Raw genomic sequence first — 22844 nt, 5'->3', positions numbered from 1 at the left:
TACGAGATTCAGTGTCGGCGACGGCGGGACCGCCCGGACCTGAACACCGCGACCCCGGCGGCGACGAGCGCGAGCCCGGCGATCCTCGCCGTCCACAGCCACGCGGGGCTCTCGACCGGGTAGCCCCGGTCGGCGAGGTCGACGCCGAACAGGGTCAGCAGCACCGGCAGCGTCGTCGACTTCGGGTTCACGCCGCTCGGCTCCCCGACGCCGAGCGTCGCGCCTACCGCCAGCAGGAACACGAGCGGGATCATCAGCGCCATCGCCGCGATCGGCCCGCGGTTCGCGCCGCGCCGGCCCGCGAGCCGCCAGAGCATGAGCGCGGGGACGGCGACGATGAGCGCCGCGAGCACGCCGCACAGCACCGAAAGGTAAGCGCCTACTGCGATCATCGCGAGCGTGCCGAAGGCCCCGCCGACGCCGCCGGCGATCGCCACGCCCTCGGCGACGGTGAAGCCGAACGGGACCGCCGCCGCCCCGCAGACGACCGCGCCGACCGCGATCTGGCACAACGGGAGCAGCGCCGTGCGCTTGACGATCCAAGCCGTCTCCGGGTCCTCCTCGGGCGCCTTCTGTTCCCCGATCGGGCCGACCGACGCCGACGACACCGAGGCGACCGTGTCGACCCCGCCGCTGCCGACCATCACCGCGAGGCCCAGCGCCGCCCAGGAGGCGAAGAGGACCACGGCCGCCGCGCCGGTGCCGTGCTGGAGCCAGGACGCGGCGGCGAACGCGGCGATGAGGGTCTGGGCCGCTGCGGCGGCGAGGGCGAAGCGGAGGCGCGGGGACGCGCCGCGGAGCGAGGGGCGGGGCATGGGCGCCAGACTAGCGCGGACGCCGAGGTCGGCGCCGGTTCGGACCGTGCCGAGGCAGCGGCCGGAGCGCGCCGGCGGCCCCGCGCGAGGAACCCTGTTCTGTCGGGTTCCCGACACTTGCGGTCGCGGCGCGGACGGTTGTGAAGCTGTGCCCGGAAGGTGACTCCTTGCGCGCGTTTTAAGGACTGGCGCCCCACCGTCCAATGCGTAATCTGAGCTGGTGAACGCAGACTCCTCATCCGTGAGCTGGAAAAAGACCGGCTGGATCGTCGGCGCCGCCTCCGCGGTGGCGGCGGTGGTCGCGTTCGCCGCGAACGTGACGACCGTGGCCGGATGGTTCGGCGTCGGCCCCGAAGGGGACGGCGGCGGGGAGTCCCCGGCGACGAGCGTCGCCGCGAAGTACGTCGCGGACTGCGAAGCCGACGGGTACTCGCGCGAGCAGTGCGAGCGGTCCCGCGATCTCGACCCCTCCTCCGCCTGGACCGGCGAGCTCTACGAGGACGAAGAGCCCGAGCCGACCGGCGGCGGCGAGACGAGCGAGGACCCCGGACCCTCCGAGTACGACGTCTACCTCGAAGAGTGCCAGTACTTCGGCTACACGCAGGACGAGTGCGCGACCTCCTGGGACAGCGACCCGGGGACCACCTGGACCGGCCAGCTGTACCCTCTGTCCGAACAGGACGCCTACATGCTCGACTGCCAGAACGCGGGATACGCCTGGGAGGACTGCGACACCTCCTGGCGCAACGACCCCTCGAACGTGTGGACCGGCCAGCTCTACGGCCCCTCCGAGCAGGAGGTCTACCTGGAGGACTGCCAGAACGCTGGCTACAACCAGGACGCGTGCGACACCTCCTGGTACAACGACCCCGGCAACGTCTGGACCGGCCAGCTCTACTGAGCAGCGCCGGGCTGAGCGCCGGTTTCGGCCCCCGCGGGTGAATCGGGAGTTATATTCAGGCCTCCAGCGCCCGTCGCCCGCCTGGGCAAGTCGGCCCTGACCTGCGAGGACGCCATGGCCCAGACCGACGCCCCGGTCGCCTCCCACCCCGCCGCGAAACTCGCGTTCTGGACGCTCACCTCCATGGTGGTCGGTTCGATGGTCGGCGCCGGCGTCTTCTCGCTGCCGCGCCGCTTCGCGCAGGAGACCGGGGTCGCCGGGGCCCTCATCTCGTGGGGCATCGCCGGCACCGGGATGCTCATGCTCGCGTTCGTGTTCCAGCGGCTCGCGATGCGCCGCCCCGACCTCGACGCCGGGGTGTACGCGTACGCGAAGGCCGGCTTCGGCGAGTACCCGGGCTTCTTCTCCGCGTTCGGCTACTGGGCCAGCGCCTGCGTCGGCAACGTCACCTACTGGGTGCTCATCATGTCGACGCTGGGGGCGCTGGTCCCGGCGCTCGGGGACGGTGACACGGTGCTGGCGCTGGCGCTGTCGTCGGTGGGCCTGTGGGGGTTCTTCCTGCTCATCAAGCGGGGCGTGAAGGAGGCGGCGGCGATCAACCGGGTGGTGACGGTCGCCAAGCTCATTCCGATCGTGGTGTTCGTGCTGTTGGCGCTGTTCGTGTTCGACCCGGAGGTGTTCGCGGGGAACTTCGGGGGCGCGGACTATGCGGGTTCGCTGTTCAGCCAGGTGCGGGGGACGATGCTGGCGACGGTGTTCGTGTTCTTGGGAGTGGAGGGCGCGAGCGTGTACTCGCGGCACGCGAAGCGGCGCGAGGACGTGGGCCGGGCGACGATCACGGGTTTCCTCGCGGTGTTCGCGGTGTTCGCGTCGGTGACGATCGTGTCGTACGGGGTCATGCCGATGGAGGAGATCGCGGAGCTGCGGCAGCCGTCGATGGCGGGTGTTCTGGAGGAGGCGGTCGGCACCTGGGGGAAGGTGTTCGTCAGCGTCGGCCTGATCGTGTCGGTGCTGGGGGCGTATCTGGCGTGGACGCTGATGGCGGCCGAGGTGCTGTTCGTGGCGGCGAAGGACCGGGACATGCCGCGCTTCCTGGGGTCGGCGACGCGGGCGGACGTGCCGGTGCCGGCGTTGGTGATGACGACGGCGTTGAGCCAGGTGGTCCTGGTGGTCACCTATTTCTCGGAGGACGCGTTCAATTTCGCGCTGGATCTGACGAGTGCGTTGACGTTGATTCCGTTCCTGTTGGCGGCGTTGTTCGCGGTGAAGGTGGCGGCGGGCCGGGGCGGTGCGGTGGGGCGCGGTTCGGGCGGTGAGATGACGGTGGCGCTGCTGGCGACGGCGTATACGGCGTTTCTGCTGTTCGCGGCGGGGCTGCGGTTCGTGCTCATCTCGTTCGTCATCTACGCGCCGGCGACGATCCTGTTCGTGATGGCCCGCCGTGAGCAGGGCCGGCGGGTGTTCAGTCCGGGTGAGGCGGTGCTGTTGGCCGTCTCGGTGGCGGGGGCGGTGCTCGGCATCGTGGCCTTGGCCTTGGGCTGGATCAGCATCTAGACCGATTCCGACCATCGAGGCAAGCGCCGTGGAGCGTTGAGGGAGCAGTTGATGACCGATAGGGCACAGGCCGCTTACGGGGTTCACTCCGAGGTCGGCCGACTCCGGAAGGTGCTGGTGTGCAGGCCCGGCCTGGCGCATCGGCGCCTGACGCCGACGAATGCGGACGGGTTGCTGTTCGACGACGTCATGTGGGTGGAGAACGCGCAGCGCGACCACGCGGACTTCGTGAACAAGATGCGGGGCAGGGGCATCGAGGTCGTGGAGTTGCACGAGGTGCTGGCGGAGACGATGGCGGACTCGCGGGCGCGGTCGTGGCTGCTGGACCGGAAGATCACGGCGAACGAGGTGGGGTTGGGGCTGATCGAGCCGACCCGGGCGTTCTTGGAGTCGCTGTCGCCGGCGCAGTTGGCGGAGCATCTGATCGGGGGCCTGTCGACGTCGGAGCTGCCGGAGGAGTTGCGGCCGCCGTACATCGCCTTGGCGAGGGAGTCGAGCGGGGCGCGGGAGTATCTGATGCCGCCGCTGCCGAACACGCTGTACACGCGGGACACGACGTGTTGGCTGTACGGGGGGTTGACGCTCAACCCGCTGTACTGGCCGGCGCGGCACGACGAGACGCTGCTGATGAAGGCGGTGTACGCGTACCACCCGGATTTCGTGGGGTCGCGGGTGTGGTGGGGGGACCCGGACGAGCATTGGGGCCAGGCGACGTTCGAGGGCGGGGACATCATGCCGGTGGGGAACGGCGTGGTGCTCATGGGGATGAGCGAGCGCACGTCGCGGCAGGCGATCACGCAGGTGGCGCGGGCGTTGTTCGCGGACGGTGCGGCGGAGCGGGTGGTGGTGGCGGGGATGCCGAAGCTGCGGTCGGCGATGCATCTGGACACGGTGTTCACGTTCGCGGACCGGGACGTGGTGACGTTGTATCCGCGGATCATGGACGCGGTGCACACGTTCTCGCTGCGGCCGGGCGGCGGCGAGTCGGGTCTGGAGCTTGAGGATCACGGTTCGGCGGCGTTCACCGACGTGGTGGCGGCGTCGTTGGGGCTTTCGGGTCTGCGGGTGATCGAGACGGGCGGGGACGAGTACGCCTCGGAGCGTCAGCAGTGGGATTCGGGGAACAACGCGGTGGCGCTCGAGCCGGGGGTGGTGATGACGTACGACCGGAACACGCAGACGAACACGCTGCTGCGCAAGGCGGGGATCGAGGTCATCACGATCGTGGGCGCCGAGCTGGGCCGGGGCCGCGGCGGCGGGCACTGCATGACCTGCCCGATCATCCGCGACCCGGTGGATTTCTGACCGGATGGGGGGGAGGGCCCGGCCGCGGTGCGGCCGGGCCTTCGTCATTGCTGTTGCCGGGTGTCGGCGGCGCGAGCGTGATTGCCCTGGCGCCAGGTCTCCATGAGGTGCATGGCGAGGAGGTTGATGATGACGCCCAGGCCGGAGAGGAGGCCGACGGCGGGGAGGACGGCGATGAGGCCGATGCCGCCGGTGTTGACGGCGCCTACGATCCCGACGATGAGCGTCACCGCGGCGAGGGCGTACATCCAGCCGGCGGCCTTGCTCGCCCTGGAGACGGCTTTCTCTATCTCTGCATCGAATCCCTGCATCGCCTCAGCGTACTGAGGCGCCCTCGCGGGCGGGGTCCCCGAACGCCCGGTCAGCCCCACATGCCGGGTTCGTAGGTGCCGGCGGGGGTGCGGGTGATGGCGTTCATGCGGTTGTAGGCGTTGATGAGCGCGATGGTGGAGACGAGGGCGGCGAGGTGGATCTCGTCGAAGTGGGCGCGGGCGTCGTTCCAGACCTCGTCGCTGACGCCGTCGCCGTCGGCGAGGCGGGTGCCGGCTTCGGTGAGGGCGAGTGCGGCCTTCTCGGCGGGGGTGAAGACGACGGCTTCTCTCCAGGCGGCGACCATGGCGAGGCGGACGGGGGTCTCGCCGGCGTGGGCGGCGTCCTTGGTGTGCATGTCGAGGCAGACGCCGCAGCCGTTGATCTGGCTGGCGCGGATGAGGACGAGGTTGGGGATCGCTTCGGGCAGGCCGGTGTCGGCGATCGAGCGGCCGGCGGCGTTGATGTGCTTCTGGAATTTGGCGGCGACGGGGTTGGCGTAGTAGTCGATGCGGGCTTCCATGTGGTGCTCCTTCGTTCGATGCACCGCTGTTTCGATGCGACGCTGTTTCAAGGCAACTCTGTTTCGATGCACCGCCATGACGGGCGGCGGCCGGGCTTCGTGACCGCTTGTGCGGAGGGCCACAACGGTCACGTTCGGCGGGCGCGGGGCGTCATATCCTCGTACCCGATCGCAGAGGAGCTCCGATGAACGACGACGTGTGGCTGGCCCGCCGGTTCGAGGCCGATCGGCCGCGGCTGGAGGCGGTGGCGTTCCGGATGCTCGGTTCCTCGGGGGAGGCCGAGGACGCCGTCCAGGAGGCGTGGTTCCGGTTGGCGTCCACCGATGCGGGGCAGATCGCGAATCTGAGCGGCTGGCTGACCACGGTGGTGGGGCGCGTGTGCCTCGACCAGTTGCGCCGCCGCAAGGCGAGGTCGGAGCAGCCGATGCCCGAGCACGGCGCCGAACCGGTGCCGCTGCCCGACGCGGCCCCGCCGGCCGATCCCGAGTCCGAGGCGCTCATGGCGGACTCGGTGGGCCTGGCGCTCCTCATCGTCCTGGAGGCGCTCGAACCGGCGGAGCGGCTCGCGTTCGTCCTGCACGACATGTTCGCGGTGCCGTTCGAGGAGATCGCACGGATCATCGACCGCACCCCGGTGGCCGCCCGCAAGCTGGCGAGCCGGGCCCGCGCCCGGGTGCGGGGGACCGAGGAGCCGCCCGCGCGCGACGTCTCGCGCCAGCGCAAGGTGGTGGAGGCGTTCCTCGGGGCGGCTCGCGCGGGCGATTTCGAGGCGCTCGTGGCGGTCTTGGACCCCGAGGTCACCGCGCGCACCGCGGACGGCCCGGTCGGCGCGGTCATCCGCGGGGCCGCGCAGATCGCGGGCAGCGCGATCACGTTCGCGGCCTTGGCGAGCCCGGCGCGGGAGTTCATGCTGGTGGACGGGAGGGTCGCGGTGGTCTCGACCTCGCCGGAGGGCACGACGCGGATGCTCGTGTTCTCCGTCGAGGACGGTCTCGTGACGGCACTCGAAGGCATCGCCGACGTCGAGCACCTCCGCGGCCGGGAGCTGACGCTCCTGGAGGACTAGCCTCCATCGAGACTTGTCGATAGCATGTGGTCGAGTCGTGACAGGACGGCGTCGTGACAGGACGGCGTCGTGACAGGACAGCGTCGTGACAAAACGGCGGGGTCGGCGCGGCCGTGCGCCGGCCGGGAAGGACCCATGCGACGGACTTCGGCTTTCACCGCGGCGGCGGCGCTCGTCGCACTCACCGCCTGCGCCCCTTCGGAACCGGAGGAGCGCTACTGGACCGAGGGCGAGGATCCCGTGCTCGTCCACGGCACCGAGCCCCAGGGCTATCCGGATATTCTGGAGGTTCCGGGCGTGCTGCGGTACGAGCGGGGGTGCTTCTTCGTGGAGGTCGCCGACGGCGATCCGGCCCTCAAGACCGTCGTCTGGCACATGGAGGCGGCGGCGGCCGTCGACGGGGAGCGGGTCGGGGTCACGGTCACCGACGAGTCCGGCGCCGAGGTGACGCTGTGGGAAGGGGACCTCCTGGCGGGGACGTTCGGCCTGCCGTCGGAGGCGCTGGAGGAGGTCGGCGTGTGCGCCGCCGAGGAGGCGATCAGCGTGTTCCGCGTCAGCGGCATGAGCCAGGAGGAGTTGGCGCAGCAATAAGAATCTATCGATTTTCGATGTGAACCTATTGATTTTCGATCGGTACCGATCGATAATCGATGCATGAACGCCTTCCTTGTCATGATGCTCCGCCTCGCCCTCGCGGGCGCCTTCCTCGCCGGCCTGTTCGGCCAGTTCGCGGTGGTGCCGAACTCGCTCGCCGAGGACGTCGAGGCGACCTACGGGCTCGGTGCGGTCCGTGTGGTCGTGCCTGCCGCGATCGCGGGGATCGCCTGCGTGCAGGTCGTCCTGTTCGCGACCTGGCGGCTGCTGGGCCTGATCGGCGGCGACGCGATCTTCAGCGAGCGGTCCTTCGGGTGGGTCGACGTCGTCGTGTGGGCGACCGGCGCCGCCGTGGTCGTCGCCGCGGCCACGGCCGCCTACCTCTTCGTGTTCGGCAGCGGCGCCGACGAGATGCGGCTGATCGGCGACGTCGGCTCGCTCGCGGCCGCCGCGTGCGGCGGCGCGGCCTTCGCGATGTTCACGCTCATCATGAAGGGCCTGCTGCGCAAGGCGACCGAGCTGCGGACCGAGATGGCCGAGGTCATCTGATGGCCATCGCGGTCGAACTCGACGTGCTCCTGGCGAAGCGCGGCATGACCGTCGGGGAGTTCGCCGAGGCCGTCGGCATCACCCCCGCCAACATCGCCGTGCTCAAGAACGGGCGCGCGAAAGCCGTCCGGTTCACCACGCTCGAAGCGATCTGCCGGACCCTCGACTGCCAGCCCGGGGACGTGCTCCGCTGGATTCCCGACGAGCCGTAGGAACACGAAGCGGCGGCACCGGGACTCCGGTGCCGCCGTTTCGTTCGCCTAGTGCCCGAACGCGTCCGAGTCGGCCGCTTCGCCCTCGCCGCGGTCGAGCGCCGACAGGGCCGCCACGTCGGCCTCCTCCAGCGCGAAGTCGAACACGTCGAGGTTCGCCCTGAGCCGCTCGGCGCTGGTGGTCTTCGGGACCACCGCCAGGCCCAGGTCGAGGTGCCAGCGCAGGACGATCTGCACCGGGGTGCGCCCGTACTTCTCGGCCAGGGCCGTCACGGTCGGGTGCTCGCGGACCGCGCCGCCCTGGCCGCCGATCGGGGACCACGACTGGGTGACGATGCCGCGCTCCTCGTCGTAGGCGCGCGAGGCGGGCCGGGTGGTCAGGGGGCTGAGTTGGATCTGGTTGACGTCGGGGACCACGCCGGTGGCCTCGATGATCCGGTCGAGGTGGGCGGGTTTGAAGTTCGAGGTGCCGATGGCCTTGACGCGGCCGGCGTCCAGGAGGCGGGCGAGGCCGCGCCAGGCCTCGACGTACTGCCCGTGCTGGGGGTTGGGCCAGTGGATGAGCAGCAGGTCGAGGTAGTCGAGGCCGAGGCGGTCGAGGCTGCGCTCGCAGGCCTCGGCGGCGAGTTCGACGCCGTGCCATTCGCGGTTGAACTTGGTGGTCACGAACAGGTCCTCGCGCGCGGCCCCGGAGGCCTTGAGGCCCAGGCCGACGCCGCGTTCGTTGCGGTAGTTCTCGGCGGTGTCTACCAGCCGGTAACCGAGGCCGACCGCCTCGGCGACGACCCGTTCGGCCTCGGCGTCGTCCATCGGCCAGGTGCCCAAGCCGAGCCGGGGCATGGCCGCGCCGTGCGCGAGCGTGACGGTGGGTGCGGTGGTCGGCATGGTCGCGCCTTCTCTCCTCGGATGCGCCGCGGTCTGCAAGCGCTGTCGGCGTCCAACCTACCGCCGCCGAGGCCGCATCCGGCCCGTCCGCGGCACAGGGACAGGTGAAAGCAGCGAATGTGTTGCGGCGCAGCGGTTCCCAATCCGTGGAGCAGTTTGTATCAGTGCAATAAATCGTTTGTACCAGTATTTATATTGGAGCCATGGAAACGAACGTGAACGCCGTCCTCCGCGTCCCCCCGGCGACCCCGGCCGACGCCCTCGCCTTCTTCACCGCCCAGCTCGCCTACCGCACCGACCCCTCCGACGTCTACTTCGCGCTCCAGGACGCCGACCCCGGCTTCACCCTCGTCGACTCCCGCGGCAAGGCCGCCTGGGACCAGGGCCGCGCCGCCGGCGCGATCCACCTGCCCACCGACGAGATCACCGCGCGCGCAGCCGAACTCGTCGACCCCGCCCTCCCCGTCGTCGTCTACTGCTGGGGCCCCGGCTGCAACGGCGCCTACCGCGCCGCCGTCGCCTTCGCGAGCCTCGGATACCAGGTCAAGGAGATGATCGGCGGCATGGAGTACTGGATCCGCGAAGGCCTGCCCGTCACCACCGACGCCGGCACCGAACGCGGCGAACCCGACCCGCGCACCGTCCCGGTCACCGGCGTCTCCTGCGCCTGCTGAAGGCGCATAATCGGGGCATGAGCGAACTCCTTGCCATGCCCGAAGACTGGACGAAAGCGCTGGCGATCGTCGCGCACCCCGACGACATGGAATACGGCGCGGCCTCGGCCGTCGCCGCCTGGACGCGAGCGGGGAAAGAAGTCGCCTACCTCATGGTCAGCCGCGGCGAGGCCGGCATCGACACCATGAGCCCCGAGGAGTGCGCACCGGTGCGCGACGCCGAGCAGCGCGCCTCCGCGGCCGTCGTCGGCGTTTCCTCCGTCGAGTTCCTCGACCACAGGGACGGCGTCATCGAAGGCGGCGTCGCGCTCCGCCGCGACCTCGCCGCCGCCATCCGCAGGCACCGGCCCGAACTCGTCGTCACCCTCAACCGCCGCGAGTACTTCAACCCCGGCCACTGGAACAGCGCCGACCACCGCGCCGTCGGCGAGGCCGTGCTCGACGCCGCCAACGACGCCGGGAACCGGTGGATCTTCCCCGAACTCGCCGACGAAGGGCTCCAGCCCTGGGGCGGCGTCCGGTGGGTGGCGCTGGCGGCCTCGCCGGAGTCGACCCACGCGGTCGACGTGACCGAGACGATGGAGGCCGGCGTCGCCTCGCTCCTGGAGCACCGCGCCTACATCGCGGCGCTCACCGACGAGGACCCCGAGACCTACGTGCGGGGCTTCCTCACCGCGTTCGCCGCGGGCGCCGGGGAGCGCTTCGGCACCGCGTACGCGACCACGTTCGAGCTCATCAGCTACTGAGGCGTCGGGCGGGGACCAGGTTTGGGGTCTGGTCCCCGCCCGTTCTCTGGGGTTGCCGCGGCGGGTCGGACCGCGGGGTCTACAGGAGGCCGCCCTCCACTTCGGCGTCCTCGCCGGAGTCGGCGAGGACGGTGATCGTGAAGGCGTCCTCGGCGGCGTCGCGCCAGGTGGTGTGGGCGACCTGGGCGGCGAGCTGGTAGTCGTCGGGCGGGAGGACCGCGCCGTCCTTGAGGGTCCACCGGTAGACGAGGAAGCCGTCCTCCTCGGTCACCACCGCCTCGTTGAACAGGGTGTTGTTCGTCGAGTACGCGCCGGTGTCGTCGAGGCCCTCGCCGAGCGCCAGCTTCAGCTCCACGGTGACCTCGGTCAGGTCGACCTCGGTCTGGAGCTTCATGTTCACCTGGGTCCAGTACTCGTTGCTGCCCTGGTCGATCCACGCGTCCCCGAACAGCCACTCGGGCACGTCGGGGGTCTCCGCGGTCGTCTCGGCGTCCTCGCCCGTCGTGGTCTCGCCGGTGCCCTCGCCCGCGGGCTCCGACGTGGAGGACGAGGTGGTGCCCTCGTCGCCGCCGGTCGTCTCGGGCGGCCCGGCCGAGGGCGTCTCGCCCTCCGCCGCAGGGGGACCGGGGGTGGGCTGGAGGACCGGGCCGAGCCCGATCGTCTGCCCCAGCAGCACGATCACTCCTATGAGGACGACGGCGGCTCCGGCGGCCATGGCCGCCAGCGGCGCCCGCCAGCGGGTGCGCGCGGGCGCGGCGCGCTCGGCGCGGACCTCGCGCATCCCGTCGGCCACGCGCGCCCACATGCGGTCGCGGTCGGGCTCGAACTCCTCGGCGCCGACGCGGAGCCGGTCGGGCAGTTCGTCGTTCACGGCCGTACTCCTCTCGGTATCGACGCCGGTCCCCCGCCCTGCGGACCGAGGATCCGGCGCAGGTCGGCGAGGCCCTTGGAGGTCTGGCTCTTGACGGTCCCCACCGAGATCCCGAGGGCCTCGGCGGTCTCGCGCTCCGACAGCTCCAGCGAGTGCCGCAGGACCACGCACATGCGCCGCCGCAGCGGCAGCCGGGCCAAAGCCTCGCGCACGTCCACCACCGCGGCGGTGTCGGGTCCGTCGGCGGCCTCGCCGGGGCGCTGCCAGAACAGGGTGTTGCGGCGCCGCTCGCGCACGGCGGCGCGGATGCGGCTCTTCGCCAGGTTCGCGACGATCCCTCGCGCGTAGGCGATCTGGGACCGGGCCCGGCGGGCCTGGTCCCACTGCCGCCAGACCGCGAGCATCGCGTCCGAGGCGATGTCCTCGGCCGCGGCGCGTTCGCCGATGAGGAGCCACGCGAAGCGCGCGAGCTCAGCGTGATGCCGCTCGAAGAAGGCGCGGAACGCGTCTTCCTCCAGCTCGGCGGGGACGTCCAACGGGGGTCCTTCTGATGCGGGGCGAGTTCGGGGTGGCGGAGAGTCTAGCAGCCGAACCATCGCGCCCCCACATCGTGACCTGGGCGCGGGCGCAGGCACCCCCGGTACCTGCGCCCGTCGTTTCCCATGGCAGGAAGCCCTTCAGTGAACCTTTCGCGAAGATGCGGGGACGCCGTGCTCGTGCCGGTCGTTTCGGCCGGTCGGTCCGGAAGAGCCCGACCGGCCGCGTCACGGATCCCTCGCGGCCTTCGAACCGCGACGGGACCTGACGTCCCCGCCCTGTGTATGTAGCTGGTGGGTGCGACGGAGCCGGGTTGCCGCACCGACATGTGGTTGCCGCGGACCCCCCGAAGGTTGCCGGTCGTTCAGAATTTTCTGAGATTCTTTTCGCCGTAGCCGTCTTCGCAGGTCAGGCCTGAGACATGGATTCGCTCAGCCCTCGCACTCATGGGTGATCTCGGCCCAGACGTCGGCGGCGTGGCGCACGATCGCCTCCAGATGCTCGGTCGCCCACTCGACGTGCAGCGGCGCCGACACCCGCAACCCCGGTTCGCCGGTGTCCAGCCGAATGACCGACCCGAGTGCCACCGGCTCGGCCCCGGTCAGGATCACGCGCAGCCGCGGCTGCTTGAGCACCGGCTCGAAGCGCAGCCTGCGCCCGTCGACCCACACGAGAGCCTTGAACTGCATCCGGTTCACCGCACCTCCCCGAAGGCCCACTGCGCGTCGAACGCCCGCTCCCACCGCCTCATGTACGGCACGGGCGACGGCCGCGGCCGGTCGGATCGGGGCTGCATGTGCCGATGCCCGGCTCTCCGGGCCACGTCACCGCCGCATGCGTCACGGGCGGCCTGCGCGCCGCGAATCGCCTGGGAGACAAGGACTCCGGGCCGATCCGCCCGCACCACGGTGTTCTCCCGCCTCCGGGCCGGCACCGGATCGACGGCCACCGCGGTCGCAGCCGCCTCGAAGCAGGTCCCAGCGTCGATGGCCTCCGGCGTTCCGGCCGCTGCCGGCCTCCCCTTCGCCCGCTTCAACGCGCCGACCATGTGCCGCACCGCCTTCAGGATCGACGCGACGGCCCGCCGGTGCCGACGGTTCAGGTCCCCCCGTTCCACCCAGTGCGCGGCGGCGAGCCCTGCGGATTTGAGGACGAACCGGTCCCAGGCCTGCTCCTGGAGCCTCGTGAAACGATGCGGTTCCGCCTGGCGCCCAACCTCCCCCGACCGCTCCGCGTCGCCGTCCCGCCGGAACCGGTCCTGCCTGCGCGGCGGCCCGTCGGAGCGCTCTTCCTGCCCGCGTTCGGTTTCCCGCATCCGCGGCGGGACGGGGTCGGGGAGTTCACCGCGGCGGTGGCGGCCGGTACGGGGGTCCGGCCTCCACCCCGGGGAGTCGAACGGACCGGGATCGTCGGGGTCCCTCGGGCGGGCAAGATCGATGATCCAGGTGTCACCCGGCCGGTGCCGCAGGTGGGACGGCTCGTAGTAGCCGTCGACCTGCTTGATCAAGCCGGAGTTCTCGGGGTGCGAGTCGGTGCCGTGCGCGTTTCGGCCTACCAGCTCGGGCCGGTTTTGGCGTACGCTGACGCTGACCATAGGAGGGTTTCCTTCCTTGGTTGGGAAGGTGGGTCGCTTCTAGGTCGCCAAACTCAGAGCGGCCCACCGTTCGTCTTCACTTGTCACTTGAGTCCGCCCACTGAGCGGCTCTTTCACATTGACACAAGAGAGCGACTTCTTCCAGGCAGCGACACGCCCTGTGCACGAAGCGTCTAGAACGCGGAACCCTGCCGCCCACCGGTCACAGAGCAGCCGATCCGGAATCCTCCACCGACCCGATCTCAGCCCTGGGCCGCGTCGATCCTCTCCACCAGTTCAGGCAGGTATGTCGCCTCGAACCACTGCAGGGTGTCGGCAGGATCCTCGGTGCAGACAGGCCCCGTTGCGCCGCACTCGTCCGACTCGTCGTACACGGGATAGGACACCGTGAAGGTGATCCGGTAGAAGTCGTGCACCATCGAGCCGTCGAGTTGATAGGTGGAGCCGAGGTCCCCCTGGACGATCCACAAGGGTTCATCGATCGATCCGACTTCGTTCACCGGGGTCTGCCAGGTACCGCTGTCGCGCCATTCGGCAAGCGAATCCTCGGCTTCGGACGCCGAACCGTAAGCCCGGAGGGCGACTTGGAAGGGCGCGCCGTTTCCAGGTTCGAACTCGACAACGCCCCCACATGTACCGGAGGCGAGCTCGCCGAACGACCCCTCACCCGTGAACGAGTCGCCATCGATCGTCACCGACGCCGCACCCAGGTGCTCGGCGATCGTTCCGGGATCGGCCTTGTCGCAGAACTCCGTCCACGACTGCATTGCAGCGGCGGCGGACCTGCTGTCTGAGGGTTCCCCGCTGGAAGACTCCTCTGAGGGTGTGCTGGAGTCACAGCCCGCGACCAGCAGAGCGAGTGCGGCGGTGGTGACGACCCAATGCGAGACGATGCGTCTGCTCACAGAACTCAGTCCTCTCCGAAGCTCTGGCCGGGAACGAGGTCCAGTGCCCCGGTCGCAGCGCTGTAAAAGTACGGGTCGAACTGCGAGTTCCCCGACCACCCTGCTTCCAGGAGCGGACCCTGCGAGTCCTCGGCGTCGCGATTGCGAGGACAGCGCGAGCGGTGACGCTGGGCTACGATGAGGCGCCATGCAAAACGGCCCAATCCCCCTCGGAGGTCACATTCCATGCCGCAGCGTGTGCTCGATCCTGCCTGTCTTGAGGCGTACCGCGACGAGATCGTCGCGCGCTTCAACTTACCGAGAAGCTCCGGATGCTCGCCACGGGCAGGTGCGGCACAGAAGGGCTCTGGCTCGATCGGCCGCAGCGCGGCCGGTGCCGAAGAGGAAGAAGAGGCGACCACGGCCACCTGGCTCACCGAGGACGAGGACGTCTGGGGCACCGCCCGATTCGAAGACCCGAACGACCCCCACTGAGCCCGCCCCCTGAACTCATGCCCGCCCTGCTCCGTCGCAAACCCACGCAGGGCGGGCATGACCCGAGCACTTTCACGAGGAGTCCCATGGCCGAGAACCGCGCCATCGAACCCGATTCACTCAACCAGGCCGCACGTCTCCTGTTCGACCTCGCCGACAGCATGGGTGACGACTTTCCCGCGGTCGGCGACGCCATGGCCGATGCCGCCGAGCAGGGCAAAGAGGCACTTCCCGAGTCCTCCAACGCCATCGGCAATCTCAACGAGCGCTGGACCGGTTACGAATCCAAGGACATGAGAGAGAACGCGACCACGTTCGCCGAATACCTAGCCGTGTTCGCCGCGGACGCGACCGAGATCGAGGAGTACACCGCGGCCGACTTCCTGCGCGTGGCCGATCCCGAACTGTTCGGTTCCGAGCAGCGGGCCGCTGCGGTCGACGAGGACTCGGTTTCGACGACGTACCAGGGACCGGTGTGATGGCCGTGCAGTGGGGAGACCTGGCCGGGGCCGACCTCGGCCCACTGGAGACGCTGCGCGACCAGTGGCGCGGGTACGTCGATCGTCTTGAAGAGTACGGGAACGTCCTCGCCGAGGACGTCGCGAAGCATCTCGGAGAAGACGTCTTCGAAGGAGACGACGCCGTCGCCGCCCGAGCTCGACTCGACCGGTTCCAGACGGCCGTGACCGGTGACGTCCTCGACCGGGCCGCCGCCATTCGGGATGCGCTGGCCGACCAGCACGACGCGCTCAAGGGCGAACTGGACCGGCACGAGTCCATCACCACCGAGGCGGGCAACGCCGGCTTGTCCATCGCCGCCGACGGCTGGGTCTCCTTGGCAAGACCTGAGCAGACGGTGATGGGCGTCGAGGAGACCGAAGCCCAGCAGCAGCTGATCATCGACACCGCCGCGGCGGCAGCCGCCTGCGTGGAGGCCTTCGCGCTCGCCGACGCGCAACTGGCGGCAGCGCTCAATGCCGCATGGGAAGTGCCCTCGGAGCTGCCGATGCCCATCGGCGAGAACCCGGAGATGCAGGACATACCCACCGGCCCTGAACATGTGGCCGACTGGTGGGCGGGCCTGGACCCCATGGAACGGGACGCGTATCTGGAGGCTTTCCCCGACTTGCTCGGCGGTCTCGATGGCATGCCGGCCGACGCCCGGAACACCGCGAACGAAGCGACCCTCGAACGGGAGGTCGACGCTCTCGATGCCGAGGTCGACTCGTTGGAACGGCAGCTTGCCGACATGGACGCCCGGGGAGTCCCGGAGGACAGTGCCGAGCGCTTGATGCTCCAAGAGGAACTCGCTGCGGTGCAGGCAAAGCACGACGAAGCGAAAGGTCTGCAGACGAACATCGCAACGCTGGAGGAGGAGGGAAAGGATGTGTACCTGCTCGACTACAGCCTGGAAGGCGACGGGCAGGCCGTGGTCTCGATCGGCAACCCCGACACCGCCGACAACACGGCGGTGCACGTCCCCGGCACCTACTCCGAACTGTCGAACTTCGGCACACAGATGAACCGCGCGGACACCATGTACGAGGATGCGCTCAAGGCCGCCCCGGACGAGGAGACCGCGGTGATCGCCTGGCTCGGGTACGACGCCCCCGACAGCGTGCCGCAGGCCTCGAACCCGCAGCAGGCCCACGACGCCACTGGCGACCTGAGCTCCTTCATGTACGGTCTGGAAGCCTCCCACCAGGGCGGGGATTCGCACACCTCGGTTATGGGGCACTCCTACGGATCGACGGTCGCCGGAGACACCGTCCGGACCTACGAGGGGGTGGCGGATGAGCTGATCACTGTCGCGAGTCCCGGCACCTCGGCCAACTCCGTCGAAGAACTCAACATCGACGAGGACCACGTCTGGTCGACCACGGCAGAGGGCGACGCGATCGAGCTGCCGCAAGACCTCGGGCTCTTGGGCCACGACGCGACCAACGACGGATTCGGCGGGAACGAGTTCACCTCCGACGCCGTCGGAGCAGACGGCGGCCAGATCCACGGCGGCTACTGGCGCGACGTGGACGAGAACGGCGACGGGGAGCCCGACCGGCCCAACGAGGCGCGCAGCAACATCGCCAACATCATCACCGGCAATACCGACAAAGTGGGGCTGGTCGAATGACGCGGCGAATCCTTACCACCGTTCTCACCGCCCTCGCCTTGACCGCTGGAGGTTGCTCGACCGTGAAGGAACCAGGCGAGATCCTGCCCGAACGCGAGTTCGACAATCACGAGGTCTACCCGATCATGGAGCAACTCGTCGCCGACGTGGTCGCCGTCCTCCCCGACTTCCCCGGTTTCGCCGAACGCCGGGGTACTCGGCACAGCTGCCCGGATGAAAAGGGAAACGAGATCGAAGGCTGGGTGAGCATCGAGCTCAGTTACTCCTTCGATATTCCGACCTCCGAAACCGAGCAAGTCCGCGAGCAGTACACGGACCTCCTCCGCGAGGCCTGGACCGAAGCCGGATACCAGATCACCTGGGACGAGGCTTCACCCGATGAATCGCAGTACAACCTCTCGGCCTCCCGCGGTGACGGCATCACCCTCTGGTGGCGAGTATGGGGACTCACAGGAATCACGATCCAGAGCGGCTGCGTACCGATCGGCAACGGAGACGAGAAGCCCGCCTACATACCGCCGGCAGACGGGGTGCCGCTCGATGCCGAGCACGATCCGTTCGGCAACGCCCTCGATCCGAGCGTCTACGCCGTTGCGGAGTCGAGCGACGAAACCACTGACGCGGCAGCGGTCGCCCCTTTCACCGATGCCCAGGCCATCCCCGGTCAAGTGCCCTTCAGTTCTCCTGCCTCCTACGAGAACCAGCTTTGAATCCCGCCCGGGCCGGAGTCGATGCCGAAAGCCGCTGGATAAGGGGCGAACTGACCACCGACGGAACGGTCATCAGCAGTTCCCGAGATCGACGCCGTCCTGGCCGACGTGACCCCTATCCGCCCCCTTCCCACCTCTCGAAAGGCATGACGATGTCAGCAACCGTGATGAGCGAGGACCAGATCCTCGCCGAGGCCGCGGGGCAGATCCGCGCGGCCGCCGCCGACCCCTACTTCCGCGGCGACCCGGTGCAGCGCGCGCTTCCCGAGGTGGCCGTCACCGCCGTCTCCGATACGCACACGATCGAGGCGACGATGACACTTGACCTGGTGCTCAAGTCGATCCGGCTTCCGCACGACCTTGCCCAGTCGGTGACGTTCTGCGCCGACGTCTCAGAGGCGGCCGGTTCGGTCCTCACGGCCCTCCACGCCGCCTGCTCGCAGGCGAGGGCGACGATCCTCGCCGCCGCGGGCGGGACGGAGACGCGATGAGCGGCAACGGCATGGACGACCTGCTGTCGGCGCTCTCCGAAACCGGGACGCGGAAGGTCGAGACGGTCTCCGACACGTTCGCGGGCGACGGGCTCGTGCGGCTCCTCATATGGTCGGACGCCTCCGTGCAAGTGGAGATCGACGCGTACGCGGCGGAAGGAGCCTCGGTGAGCGAGATCGAACGGCATCTCGTCGAGCTCTTCACGGCCGCCTCGATCCCGGACCCGGCGAAGCCCGCGGCGGGCTGAGCGGACCCGGTTCAGGCGTTGAGGGCGGGGGCTTCGAGTGGGGGGACGAGGCCGGCGAAGAGGTTGTCGAAGACGGCGGTGCGGTCGAAGCGCAGGGCGTAGGCGCGGGCGCGGGCGGCGGCGGCCTCGCGTTCGGCGCCGGGCATGGCGAGGGCGCGGTCGATGGCGGCGGCGAGGGCGGGGCGGTCGGCGGGCGGGACCTCGATCGCGGTGTCGCCCACGGCTTCGGGGATGCCGCCGGTGCGGGTGGTGATGACGGGGCCGCCGCCGGCGAGCATCTTCTCGACGAGGGCGATGCCGAAGGTCTCCACGAACTCGGGGCGAGGCTTGGAGGGCAGGGCGTAGGCGGCGCAGCCGTTCATGAGCAGCGGCTTCTCCTCGTCGGAGACGTCGGTGAGGAACAGGATGCGCTCGTCGCCCGCGGCGAGCGCCCGCGTCTCGGCCAGGGCCGGGCCGTTGCCGGCGATGACGAGGCGGTGCGTGTCGGCGGCCCCGGAGGCGCGGTAGGCGGCGATGAGGTCGTCGGCGCCCTTCGCGGCGGCCACGCGGGAGAGGAACAGCAGGTAGCCGTCGCGGCGGAGGCCGCGGGCGGCCAGGGCGGCGTCGACGGCCGCCGGGTCGAGGCCGATGTAGGCGCCCGCGTCGACGGCCGGGTAGGAGACCTGGACGCGGGCGGCGACCTCGTCGGCGAAGCGGGTGGCGCAGGCGGCGTCGACCTGCGCGGCGGCCTCCAGGATGAGGTCGCGGGTGTAGGCGGAGACGGCCACGCAGCGGTCGTTGGCGAGGTAGGTGGCGAACAGGGAGGCGGCCGCGCCGAGCTCGCCGTTGGCGATGCACGAGCGCACGACGTTGGTGATGTCGGAGCCGACCGCTTCGGCGATCGTGGTGACGTCGGCGTCGAGCCCGGCGGCGCGGACCGCGCGGAGGGCGTCCACGACCGCGTTCGCGTGCGGCGTCAGGTACATCGACATGCACACGGTCGGGACGCCGTCGCTGAACAGCTCGAACAGGCGGCCCGACATGCCCAGGAGGTGGCGGCCGCTGGGGACGCGGTAGTCGCCGACGGGGCCGGGCCGCTCCACGGTGATGCCCGGCGAGTACGGCAGGAGCTCGCCCTGCGGTTTGAGCGGCAGTCCCGCGGCCTCCAGGGCCGCGATCGGCCAGGTCACGATGCGCACGTCGTCGAAGCCGCGTTCGAGCGCGACCTCGGCGAGGCCGCGGGCCTCGGTGGCATGGCCGCAGATGACCGGGTCGGCGCGGACGACGACGACGAGGCGGCGCCGTACGGCGCGGGACTGCTCGGTCACGGTAGGAACTCCTGGTGGCGCGGGCCGCCGCGGGCGGCGTCGGGACGGTCGGAGGCCGACGGCGGGCGCGTCTTCGTCGCCCAGTCGGACGGTTCGGGGCCGAGCTCGATCTCCAGGCGCCCGCCGCCGTGCAGCTGGTTGCCGGTGATGAAGCTCTGGTCCAGCGGCCTGCCGTTGAAGCGGGCGGACTGGACGTAGCGCGGCAGGGACCCCGCGGCGTCCTCGCCGATGCCGGTCTCGACGTGCCCGGTCGTGGACACCTCGAAGTCGTTGCCGCCGAAGCGGAGGCTCGCGGCGGCGAACGCGGGCGCGTTGACCAGGAACAGGTTCTGGCCGGCGACGGGGAAGAGCCCGAGCGAGGCCCACACGTACCAGGACGAGAGCGCCCCGGAGTCGTCGTTGCCGGGCAGACCGCCGCGCCCGGTCCCGAACTGGTGGGCGAGGGCGGCGTGAACGATCTCGGCGGTGCGGTCGGGGCGCCCGGCGTAGTGGTAGGCCCAGGGGGCCTCCATGTCGGGCTCGTTGTTGAGTCCCTCGAAGCGGTCGAGGTCCTGGCCGATGGCGAACTCGGGGCCGAAGGGCGGGACGCCGAGCTGAGCGACCGGCGCGGCGCCGTAGCCGAAGAAGCGGTCGAGCATGGCGACGAAGTCCTTGTCGCCGCCGGCGAGGTCGATGCGCGCGGCCATGTCGTGCAGGAGCCGGAACGAGTAGTTCCAGCGCCCGCCCTCGTAGAAGCTGGAGTCGCGCAGGAGGCCGTCCTTGCCGAAGGCGTTGACCCAGGCGCGGGACTTGGCCTCCAGTTCGTCGGCGAGCTTGAGGTCGCCGAGGCCGCGGGCGACGATCGCGGTGCACCAGTAGCCGGTCGCGAGGTCGAGGGTGTGGCTGATGGGGTGGACGATGCCGCGCTCGGTGTAGTCCTCGCCGTAGCCGCGGCGCAGGTCGTCCTGCATGTGGACGAGCGCCCAGTCCCATTCGACGCCTTCGAGGCCGAGCTGGTAGCCGTCGGCGAGCACGGTGTGGGCGAGGGCCGAGGCCTGGCGGAAGAACCGGTCGGTGCCGCGGGCCATGCGGTAGCCGATGGGGAGGTTGCCCTCCTCCTCGGCGATGCGCACGAGCGATTCGAGCATGTCGGCGCCCTTGTCGGGGGCGAGGGCCGTGAGCAGCGGGAACTGGGTCTTGTACATGTCCCACATGGTCGCGATGTCGAACACGAAGGGGCCCTTGGAAGGCCAGAACGGGCTCTCGTCCTCGGCGAAGCAGGGCTTGATGAGGGAGTGGTAGAGGCTCGTGGCGAAGACGGTGCGGCGCTCGGGGGTGCCGCCCTGGACCTCGACCTGGGAGAAGTACCCGGACCAGGCGGTGCGGGCGGCGGCGCGGGCGTGGTCGAAGCCGGCCTCGCCGGGCAGGGCCGCTTCGAGGTTGCGGCGGGCCTGGTCGGTGCCGCGCATGGAGAAGCCCATGCGCAGCTCGACGGTGGTGGCGCCGCGGGCGGGGCCCATGAACATGAGGCCGAAGGGGCGCAGGGTGGTGCGGCGGATGTAGTCGAAGTCGAGGCGGGTGCCGCCGTCGACGCGGCGGCGGTCGTACCAGACGAGCTGGCGCCAGCCCTTGGGCGTGTCGGAGTCGACGTAGACCGACAGCGGCATGCCCTCCATGACGACGGTGCCCTGCGCGCAGCCCTGGCCGAGGCTCTCCAGGCCCGCGCGCAGCGGGACCGTCGAGCCGTGCTCGATGGCGAGGCCGCCGTACGAGAAGTCGAGGACGACCCGGGCCGAGAAGGACTCGGGGAAGGTGTAGCGGTGCACGGCGGTCTTCTCGCCGACGGTGAGCTCGCAGCGGATGCCGTTCTCGAGGGTCGCGGCGTAGTAGCCGGGCTCGGCGACCTCGTCGCGCAGGCGCCAGCGGGTGCCGAGCGCGTCGAGGGGCTCGATCATCGGGGTGACGCGGAAGTAGTTGTAGTACTTGCGGATCGCGCCGGTGCCGGACTGCTGGAAGTGGGTGAAGCCGCTGGCGAGGTCGTCGTCGAACATGGGCACCGGGGCGCCCTCGGTCGAGATGCCGTAGCGGCCGTAGCCGGTGGGGTAGGCGCCGGAGCAGGCGCAGGCCGAGACCATGCCGAGGGGGTGGCAGGCGCCCGGGTGGGTGTTCCCGACCTGGGCTTTCGGCCACCACCAGGTGGCGGCCAGCCCCTGTGCCGCGGGCAGATCGGTGGCGGCGGTACCGATGAAAGGGTCGACGGAGTCCAAGATGCGACCGAGATTAGAGCTCATTCGTCACATCCTCGTTACAGCGAGGTGAACGCGCAAGCCGAAGCGCGCAGTTCGTCTAGGATTCCCCGCCGCGCAACGACTTATGAGAGTTTTAGACGCAAATGGACACCGGACGGTGAGGGCTGCGCGGGAGGGAAATCCGGGGTCTCCTCCGGTCGAATCCGAGGGCTGCGCGCGAGGCGATCCCCTTCGGGTGACAGGTCGGCCGCGAGGCGGGCTTCTTGTCGGGCCCGCGCGGGAGGCTGGAGCGAGCGGCGCACCTTGTCTTCCCACCCTGGGTGGGGGAACTCGCTCCCGCCCCCGCATCGGGCCGCACACGCCAGGTTCCGCCCTCAGCCCCCCGGTCCTGCGGCCCGCGGCCATCGAAGTGCCGCCCTGCATCTCTCACCACCCCGCCTTGCTGCCGCGGGTCGTCGCCGGAGGTGTCGGTGGCGATGAGGTACCGCCCTGCGCCTCTCACCACGCCGCCTTGCCGCAGCACGGCCGACCGCGCCGGTCAGGGCGTCTGGCGCTTCGGGTCAGGCCGGGCGGTGCTTGGATTCGCGGCCGCCGAGGTGGTCGGTCTGCGCGATCGCGATCGGCCGCAGGTCCTCGATCACCGTGATCGCGCCGCCCGGCACGCCCTCGCGGAGCAGGGCCTCCGGGACCGCGTCGTCCCCCGCGAGGGTTCGCAGGAGGTCGACCGTCACGCCGCCGTGGCAGGCCACGGCTACGGGAGCGTCGCCGCGTTCGGTCAGGAAGGCGCGGAAGCGCTCGCCCGCCGCGCGGGACGAGTCCCCCGCCGCCGGAACGAAGTCGCGGTCGCGGGTGGTCGCCTCCCAGTCCGCGGCGAAGGCCGCGATCGGCGCGGCGCCGTCCCAGTTCATGCGCTCGGTCAGCCGAGCGTCGACCCGCGCGTCAAGGCCGCAGGCCGCGGCGAGGGCCGCCGCGGTCTCGCGGGTGCGCAGGAGCGGGCTCGTCCAGAGCTCGGCGATCCCCTTGCCGCGCAGGCGCTCGGCGGCAAGGGCCGCCTGGGCGCGGCCGCGGGCGGTGAGGCCCGGGTCGCCGGGGAGGCGTTCCTTCTCGCCGTGCTGCACCACGTACACGATTCCCATCAGGGCAGGGTACCGGCGCGGGTAAGGCAGGCCCCACCTCTTTTCGGGCGGCCTGCGGCAATGTGGCGCAACGGGAAT

General features: G+C 70.4%; 27 protein-coding genes. 15 read left to right on the top strand and 12 right to left on the bottom strand.

What is annotated here, in order from left to right:
- Nucleotides 1-8: 8 nt before the first annotated feature.
- Nucleotides 9-815, bottom strand: coding sequence for a hypothetical protein (locus E9998_RS17655; RefSeq protein WP_136531008.1), 807 nt, complete (start codon nt 813-815; stop codon nt 9-11).
- Between the two features lie 241 nt (nt 816-1056).
- Between E9998_RS17655 and E9998_RS17650 the strand changes: the two genes are divergently transcribed.
- The 3 genes from E9998_RS17650 (at nt 1057) to E9998_RS17640 (ending at nt 4575) form a co-directional block, all read left to right on the top strand.
- Entirely contained in the window at nt 1057-1716 is a 660-nt protein-coding gene (locus tag E9998_RS17650; protein WP_136531007.1) for a hypothetical protein, read from the top strand.
- A 114-nt stretch (nt 1717-1830) separates the two neighbouring features.
- A complete protein-coding gene (locus E9998_RS17645) occupies nt 1831-3270 on the top strand; it encodes a basic amino acid/polyamine antiporter (RefSeq protein WP_136531006.1) in 1440 nt (479 codons plus the stop codon).
- A 51-nt stretch (nt 3271-3321) separates the two neighbouring features.
- Nucleotides 3322-4575 (top strand): arginine deiminase, encoded by a 1254-nt coding sequence (locus E9998_RS17640; RefSeq protein WP_136531005.1) that lies wholly within the window; start codon nt 3322-3324, stop codon nt 4573-4575.
- Between the two features lie 44 nt (nt 4576-4619).
- Here the strand turns inward: E9998_RS17640 and E9998_RS17635 are convergent, their stop codons facing one another.
- Together E9998_RS17635 and E9998_RS17630 are read right to left on the bottom strand one after the other, a co-directional pair.
- Nucleotides 4620-4886 (bottom strand): hypothetical protein, encoded by a 267-nt coding sequence (locus tag E9998_RS17635; protein ID WP_136531004.1) that lies wholly within the window; start codon nt 4884-4886, stop codon nt 4620-4622.
- A 50-nt stretch (nt 4887-4936) separates the two neighbouring features.
- On the bottom strand, nt 4937-5407 hold the full coding sequence (locus E9998_RS17630; protein ID WP_136531003.1) for a carboxymuconolactone decarboxylase family protein: 471 nt from the start codon (nt 5405-5407) through the stop codon (nt 4937-4939).
- Nucleotides 5408-5592: 185 nt separating this feature from the next.
- Between E9998_RS17630 and E9998_RS17625 the strand changes: the two genes are divergently transcribed.
- The 4 genes from E9998_RS17625 (at nt 5593) to E9998_RS17610 (ending at nt 7829) form a co-directional block, all read left to right on the top strand.
- Nucleotides 5593-6474: a sigma-70 family RNA polymerase sigma factor gene (locus E9998_RS17625; protein ID WP_136531002.1), complete on the top strand. Its 882-nt coding sequence runs from the start codon at nt 5593-5595 to the stop codon at nt 6472-6474.
- 135 nt (nt 6475-6609) lie between these two features.
- The gene (locus E9998_RS17620; RefSeq protein ID WP_136531001.1) at nt 6610-7065 is read left to right on the top strand and encodes a hypothetical protein; all 456 of its coding nucleotides are present in this window, start codon (nt 6610-6612) and stop codon (nt 7063-7065) included.
- A 63-nt stretch (nt 7066-7128) separates the two neighbouring features.
- Nucleotides 7129-7617 (top strand): DUF2975 domain-containing protein, encoded by a 489-nt coding sequence (locus E9998_RS17615; RefSeq protein ID WP_136531000.1) that lies wholly within the window; start codon nt 7129-7131, stop codon nt 7615-7617.
- On the top strand, nt 7617-7829 hold the full coding sequence (locus E9998_RS17610) for a helix-turn-helix domain-containing protein (protein WP_136530999.1): 213 nt from the start codon (nt 7617-7619) through the stop codon (nt 7827-7829). Before E9998_RS17615 ends, E9998_RS17610 begins: the two co-directional genes overlap by 1 nt.
- Before the next feature lie 48 nt (nt 7830-7877).
- Here the strand turns inward: E9998_RS17610 and E9998_RS17605 are convergent, their stop codons facing one another.
- Nucleotides 7878-8714 carry an aldo/keto reductase gene (locus tag E9998_RS17605; protein WP_136530998.1) on the bottom strand — a complete coding sequence of 279 codons (837 nt, stop codon included), beginning with the start codon at nt 8712-8714 and terminating at the stop codon, nt 7878-7880.
- Nucleotides 8715-8917: 203 nt separating this feature from the next.
- Between E9998_RS17605 and E9998_RS17600 the strand changes: the two genes are divergently transcribed.
- Together E9998_RS17600 and E9998_RS17595 are read left to right on the top strand one after the other, a co-directional pair.
- A complete protein-coding gene (locus E9998_RS17600) occupies nt 8918-9388 on the top strand; it encodes a rhodanese-like domain-containing protein (RefSeq protein ID WP_136530997.1) in 471 nt (156 codons plus the stop codon).
- Between the two features lie 17 nt (nt 9389-9405).
- Nucleotides 9406-10134, top strand: coding sequence for a PIG-L deacetylase family protein (locus tag E9998_RS17595; protein WP_136530996.1), 729 nt, complete (start codon nt 9406-9408; stop codon nt 10132-10134).
- 79 nt (nt 10135-10213) lie between these two features.
- Here the strand turns inward: E9998_RS17595 and E9998_RS17590 are convergent, their stop codons facing one another.
- From E9998_RS17590 to E9998_RS17570, 5 genes are all read right to left on the bottom strand, one after another.
- Nucleotides 10214-11005 carry a hypothetical protein gene (locus E9998_RS17590; protein ID WP_136530995.1) on the bottom strand — a complete coding sequence of 264 codons (792 nt, stop codon included), beginning with the start codon at nt 11003-11005 and terminating at the stop codon, nt 10214-10216.
- Nucleotides 11002-11541 carry a SigE family RNA polymerase sigma factor gene (locus tag E9998_RS17585; RefSeq protein ID WP_240037661.1) on the bottom strand — a complete coding sequence of 180 codons (540 nt, stop codon included), beginning with the start codon at nt 11539-11541 and terminating at the stop codon, nt 11002-11004. Before E9998_RS17585 ends, E9998_RS17590 begins: the two co-directional genes overlap by 4 nt.
- Nucleotides 11542-11973: 432 nt before the next feature.
- Nucleotides 11974-12231, bottom strand: a complete 258-nt coding sequence (locus E9998_RS17580; RefSeq protein ID WP_136530993.1) for a hypothetical protein — start codon at nt 12229-12231, stop codon at nt 11974-11976.
- 5 nt (nt 12232-12236) lie between these two features.
- A complete protein-coding gene (locus E9998_RS17575; protein WP_136530992.1) occupies nt 12237-13136 on the bottom strand; it encodes a hypothetical protein in 900 nt (299 codons plus the stop codon).
- 242 nt (nt 13137-13378) lie between these two features.
- On the bottom strand, nt 13379-14041 hold the full coding sequence (locus E9998_RS17570) for a hypothetical protein (RefSeq protein ID WP_136530991.1): 663 nt from the start codon (nt 14039-14041) through the stop codon (nt 13379-13381).
- Nucleotides 14042-14266: 225 nt separating this feature from the next.
- Here E9998_RS17570 and E9998_RS17565 point away from each other — a divergent pair, with 225 nt between their 5' ends.
- The 6 genes from E9998_RS17565 to E9998_RS17540 all read left to right on the top strand — a co-directional run bounded on the left by E9998_RS17565 (nt 14267) and on the right by E9998_RS17540 (nt 18095).
- Nucleotides 14267-14515: a hypothetical protein gene (locus E9998_RS17565; RefSeq protein ID WP_136530990.1), complete on the top strand. Its 249-nt coding sequence runs from the start codon at nt 14267-14269 to the stop codon at nt 14513-14515.
- A gap of 86 nt (nt 14516-14601) precedes the next feature.
- Entirely contained in the window at nt 14602-14994 is a 393-nt protein-coding gene (locus E9998_RS17560; protein ID WP_136530989.1) for a hypothetical protein, read from the top strand.
- A complete protein-coding gene (locus E9998_RS17555; RefSeq protein WP_136530988.1) occupies nt 14994-16646 on the top strand; it encodes an alpha/beta hydrolase in 1653 nt (550 codons plus the stop codon). The genes E9998_RS17560 and E9998_RS17555 overlap by 1 nt, the downstream gene beginning before the upstream one ends.
- Before the next feature lie 62 nt (nt 16647-16708).
- Nucleotides 16709-17356, top strand: a complete 648-nt coding sequence (locus E9998_RS17550; RefSeq protein WP_136530987.1) for a hypothetical protein — start codon at nt 16709-16711, stop codon at nt 17354-17356.
- Nucleotides 17357-17508: 152 nt separating this feature from the next.
- A complete protein-coding gene (locus E9998_RS17545) occupies nt 17509-17847 on the top strand; it encodes a hypothetical protein (protein ID WP_136530986.1) in 339 nt (112 codons plus the stop codon).
- On the top strand, nt 17844-18095 hold the full coding sequence (locus E9998_RS17540; protein ID WP_136530985.1) for a hypothetical protein: 252 nt from the start codon (nt 17844-17846) through the stop codon (nt 18093-18095). Before E9998_RS17545 ends, E9998_RS17540 begins: the two co-directional genes overlap by 4 nt.
- An 11-nt stretch (nt 18096-18106) precedes the next feature.
- On the opposite strand, the gene E9998_RS17535 is transcribed toward E9998_RS17540, so the two are convergent.
- The 3 genes from E9998_RS17535 to E9998_RS17525 all read right to left on the bottom strand — a co-directional run bounded on the left by E9998_RS17535 (nt 18107) and on the right by E9998_RS17525 (nt 22766).
- Nucleotides 18107-19402, bottom strand: a complete 1296-nt coding sequence (locus tag E9998_RS17535) for a glycosyltransferase (protein WP_136530984.1) — start codon at nt 19400-19402, stop codon at nt 18107-18109.
- Nucleotides 19399-21672, bottom strand: a complete 2274-nt coding sequence (locus tag E9998_RS17530) for a glycoside hydrolase domain-containing protein (RefSeq protein WP_136530983.1) — start codon at nt 21670-21672, stop codon at nt 19399-19401. The genes E9998_RS17535 and E9998_RS17530 overlap by 4 nt, the downstream gene beginning before the upstream one ends.
- Before the next feature lie 518 nt (nt 21673-22190).
- The gene (locus E9998_RS17525) at nt 22191-22766 is read right to left on the bottom strand and encodes a histidine phosphatase family protein (protein ID WP_158299857.1); all 576 of its coding nucleotides are present in this window, start codon (nt 22764-22766) and stop codon (nt 22191-22193) included.
- Between the last annotated feature and the right edge of the window lie 78 nt (nt 22767-22844).

Source organism: Glycomyces paridis, from assembly GCF_004912155.1.
GTDB lineage: Bacteria > Actinomycetota > Actinomycetes > Mycobacteriales > Micromonosporaceae > Glycomyces > Glycomyces paridis.
Note: the sequence above shows the minus strand (reverse complement) of the source record. Positions and strands in the feature narration are given on the sequence as shown.

Coding starts and splice junctions, on each gene's coding strand:
- E9998_RS17655 (WP_136531008.1), bottom strand. CDS start 815: ATGCCCCGCCCCTCGCTCCGCGGCGCGTCCCCGCGCCTCCGCTTCGCC.
- E9998_RS17645 (WP_136531006.1), top strand. CDS start 1,831: ATGGCCCAGACCGACGCCCCGGTCGCCTCCCACCCCGCCGCGAAACTC.
- E9998_RS17640 (WP_136531005.1), top strand. CDS start 3,322: ATGACCGATAGGGCACAGGCCGCTTACGGGGTTCACTCCGAGGTCGGC.
- E9998_RS17635 (WP_136531004.1), bottom strand. CDS start 4,886: ATGCAGGGATTCGATGCAGAGATAGAGAAAGCCGTCTCCAGGGCGAGC.
- E9998_RS17630 (WP_136531003.1), bottom strand. CDS start 5,407: ATGGAAGCCCGCATCGACTACTACGCCAACCCCGTCGCCGCCAAATTC.
- E9998_RS17625 (WP_136531002.1), top strand. CDS start 5,593: ATGAACGACGACGTGTGGCTGGCCCGCCGGTTCGAGGCCGATCGGCCG.
- E9998_RS17620 (WP_136531001.1), top strand. CDS start 6,610: ATGCGACGGACTTCGGCTTTCACCGCGGCGGCGGCGCTCGTCGCACTC.
- E9998_RS17615 (WP_136531000.1), top strand. CDS start 7,129: ATGAACGCCTTCCTTGTCATGATGCTCCGCCTCGCCCTCGCGGGCGCC.
- E9998_RS17610 (WP_136530999.1), top strand. CDS start 7,617: ATGGCCATCGCGGTCGAACTCGACGTGCTCCTGGCGAAGCGCGGCATG.
- E9998_RS17605 (WP_136530998.1), bottom strand. CDS start 8,714: ATGCCGACCACCGCACCCACCGTCACGCTCGCGCACGGCGCGGCCATG.
- E9998_RS17600 (WP_136530997.1), top strand. CDS start 8,918: ATGGAAACGAACGTGAACGCCGTCCTCCGCGTCCCCCCGGCGACCCCG.
- E9998_RS17595 (WP_136530996.1), top strand. CDS start 9,406: ATGAGCGAACTCCTTGCCATGCCCGAAGACTGGACGAAAGCGCTGGCG.
- E9998_RS17580 (WP_136530993.1), bottom strand. CDS start 12,231: ATGCAGTTCAAGGCTCTCGTGTGGGTCGACGGGCGCAGGCTGCGCTTC.
- E9998_RS17575 (WP_136530992.1), bottom strand. CDS start 13,136: ATGGTCAGCGTCAGCGTACGCCAAAACCGGCCCGAGCTGGTAGGCCGA.
- E9998_RS17565 (WP_136530990.1), top strand. CDS start 14,267: ATGCCGCAGCGTGTGCTCGATCCTGCCTGTCTTGAGGCGTACCGCGAC.
- E9998_RS17560 (WP_136530989.1), top strand. CDS start 14,602: ATGGCCGAGAACCGCGCCATCGAACCCGATTCACTCAACCAGGCCGCA.
- E9998_RS17555 (WP_136530988.1), top strand. CDS start 14,994: ATGGCCGTGCAGTGGGGAGACCTGGCCGGGGCCGACCTCGGCCCACTG.
- E9998_RS17545 (WP_136530986.1), top strand. CDS start 17,509: ATGTCAGCAACCGTGATGAGCGAGGACCAGATCCTCGCCGAGGCCGCG.
- E9998_RS17540 (WP_136530985.1), top strand. CDS start 17,844: ATGAGCGGCAACGGCATGGACGACCTGCTGTCGGCGCTCTCCGAAACC.
- E9998_RS17530 (WP_136530983.1), bottom strand. CDS start 21,672: ATGAGCTCTAATCTCGGTCGCATCTTGGACTCCGTCGACCCTTTCATC.
- E9998_RS17525 (WP_158299857.1), bottom strand. CDS start 22,766: ATGGGAATCGTGTACGTGGTGCAGCACGGCGAGAAGGAACGCCTCCCC.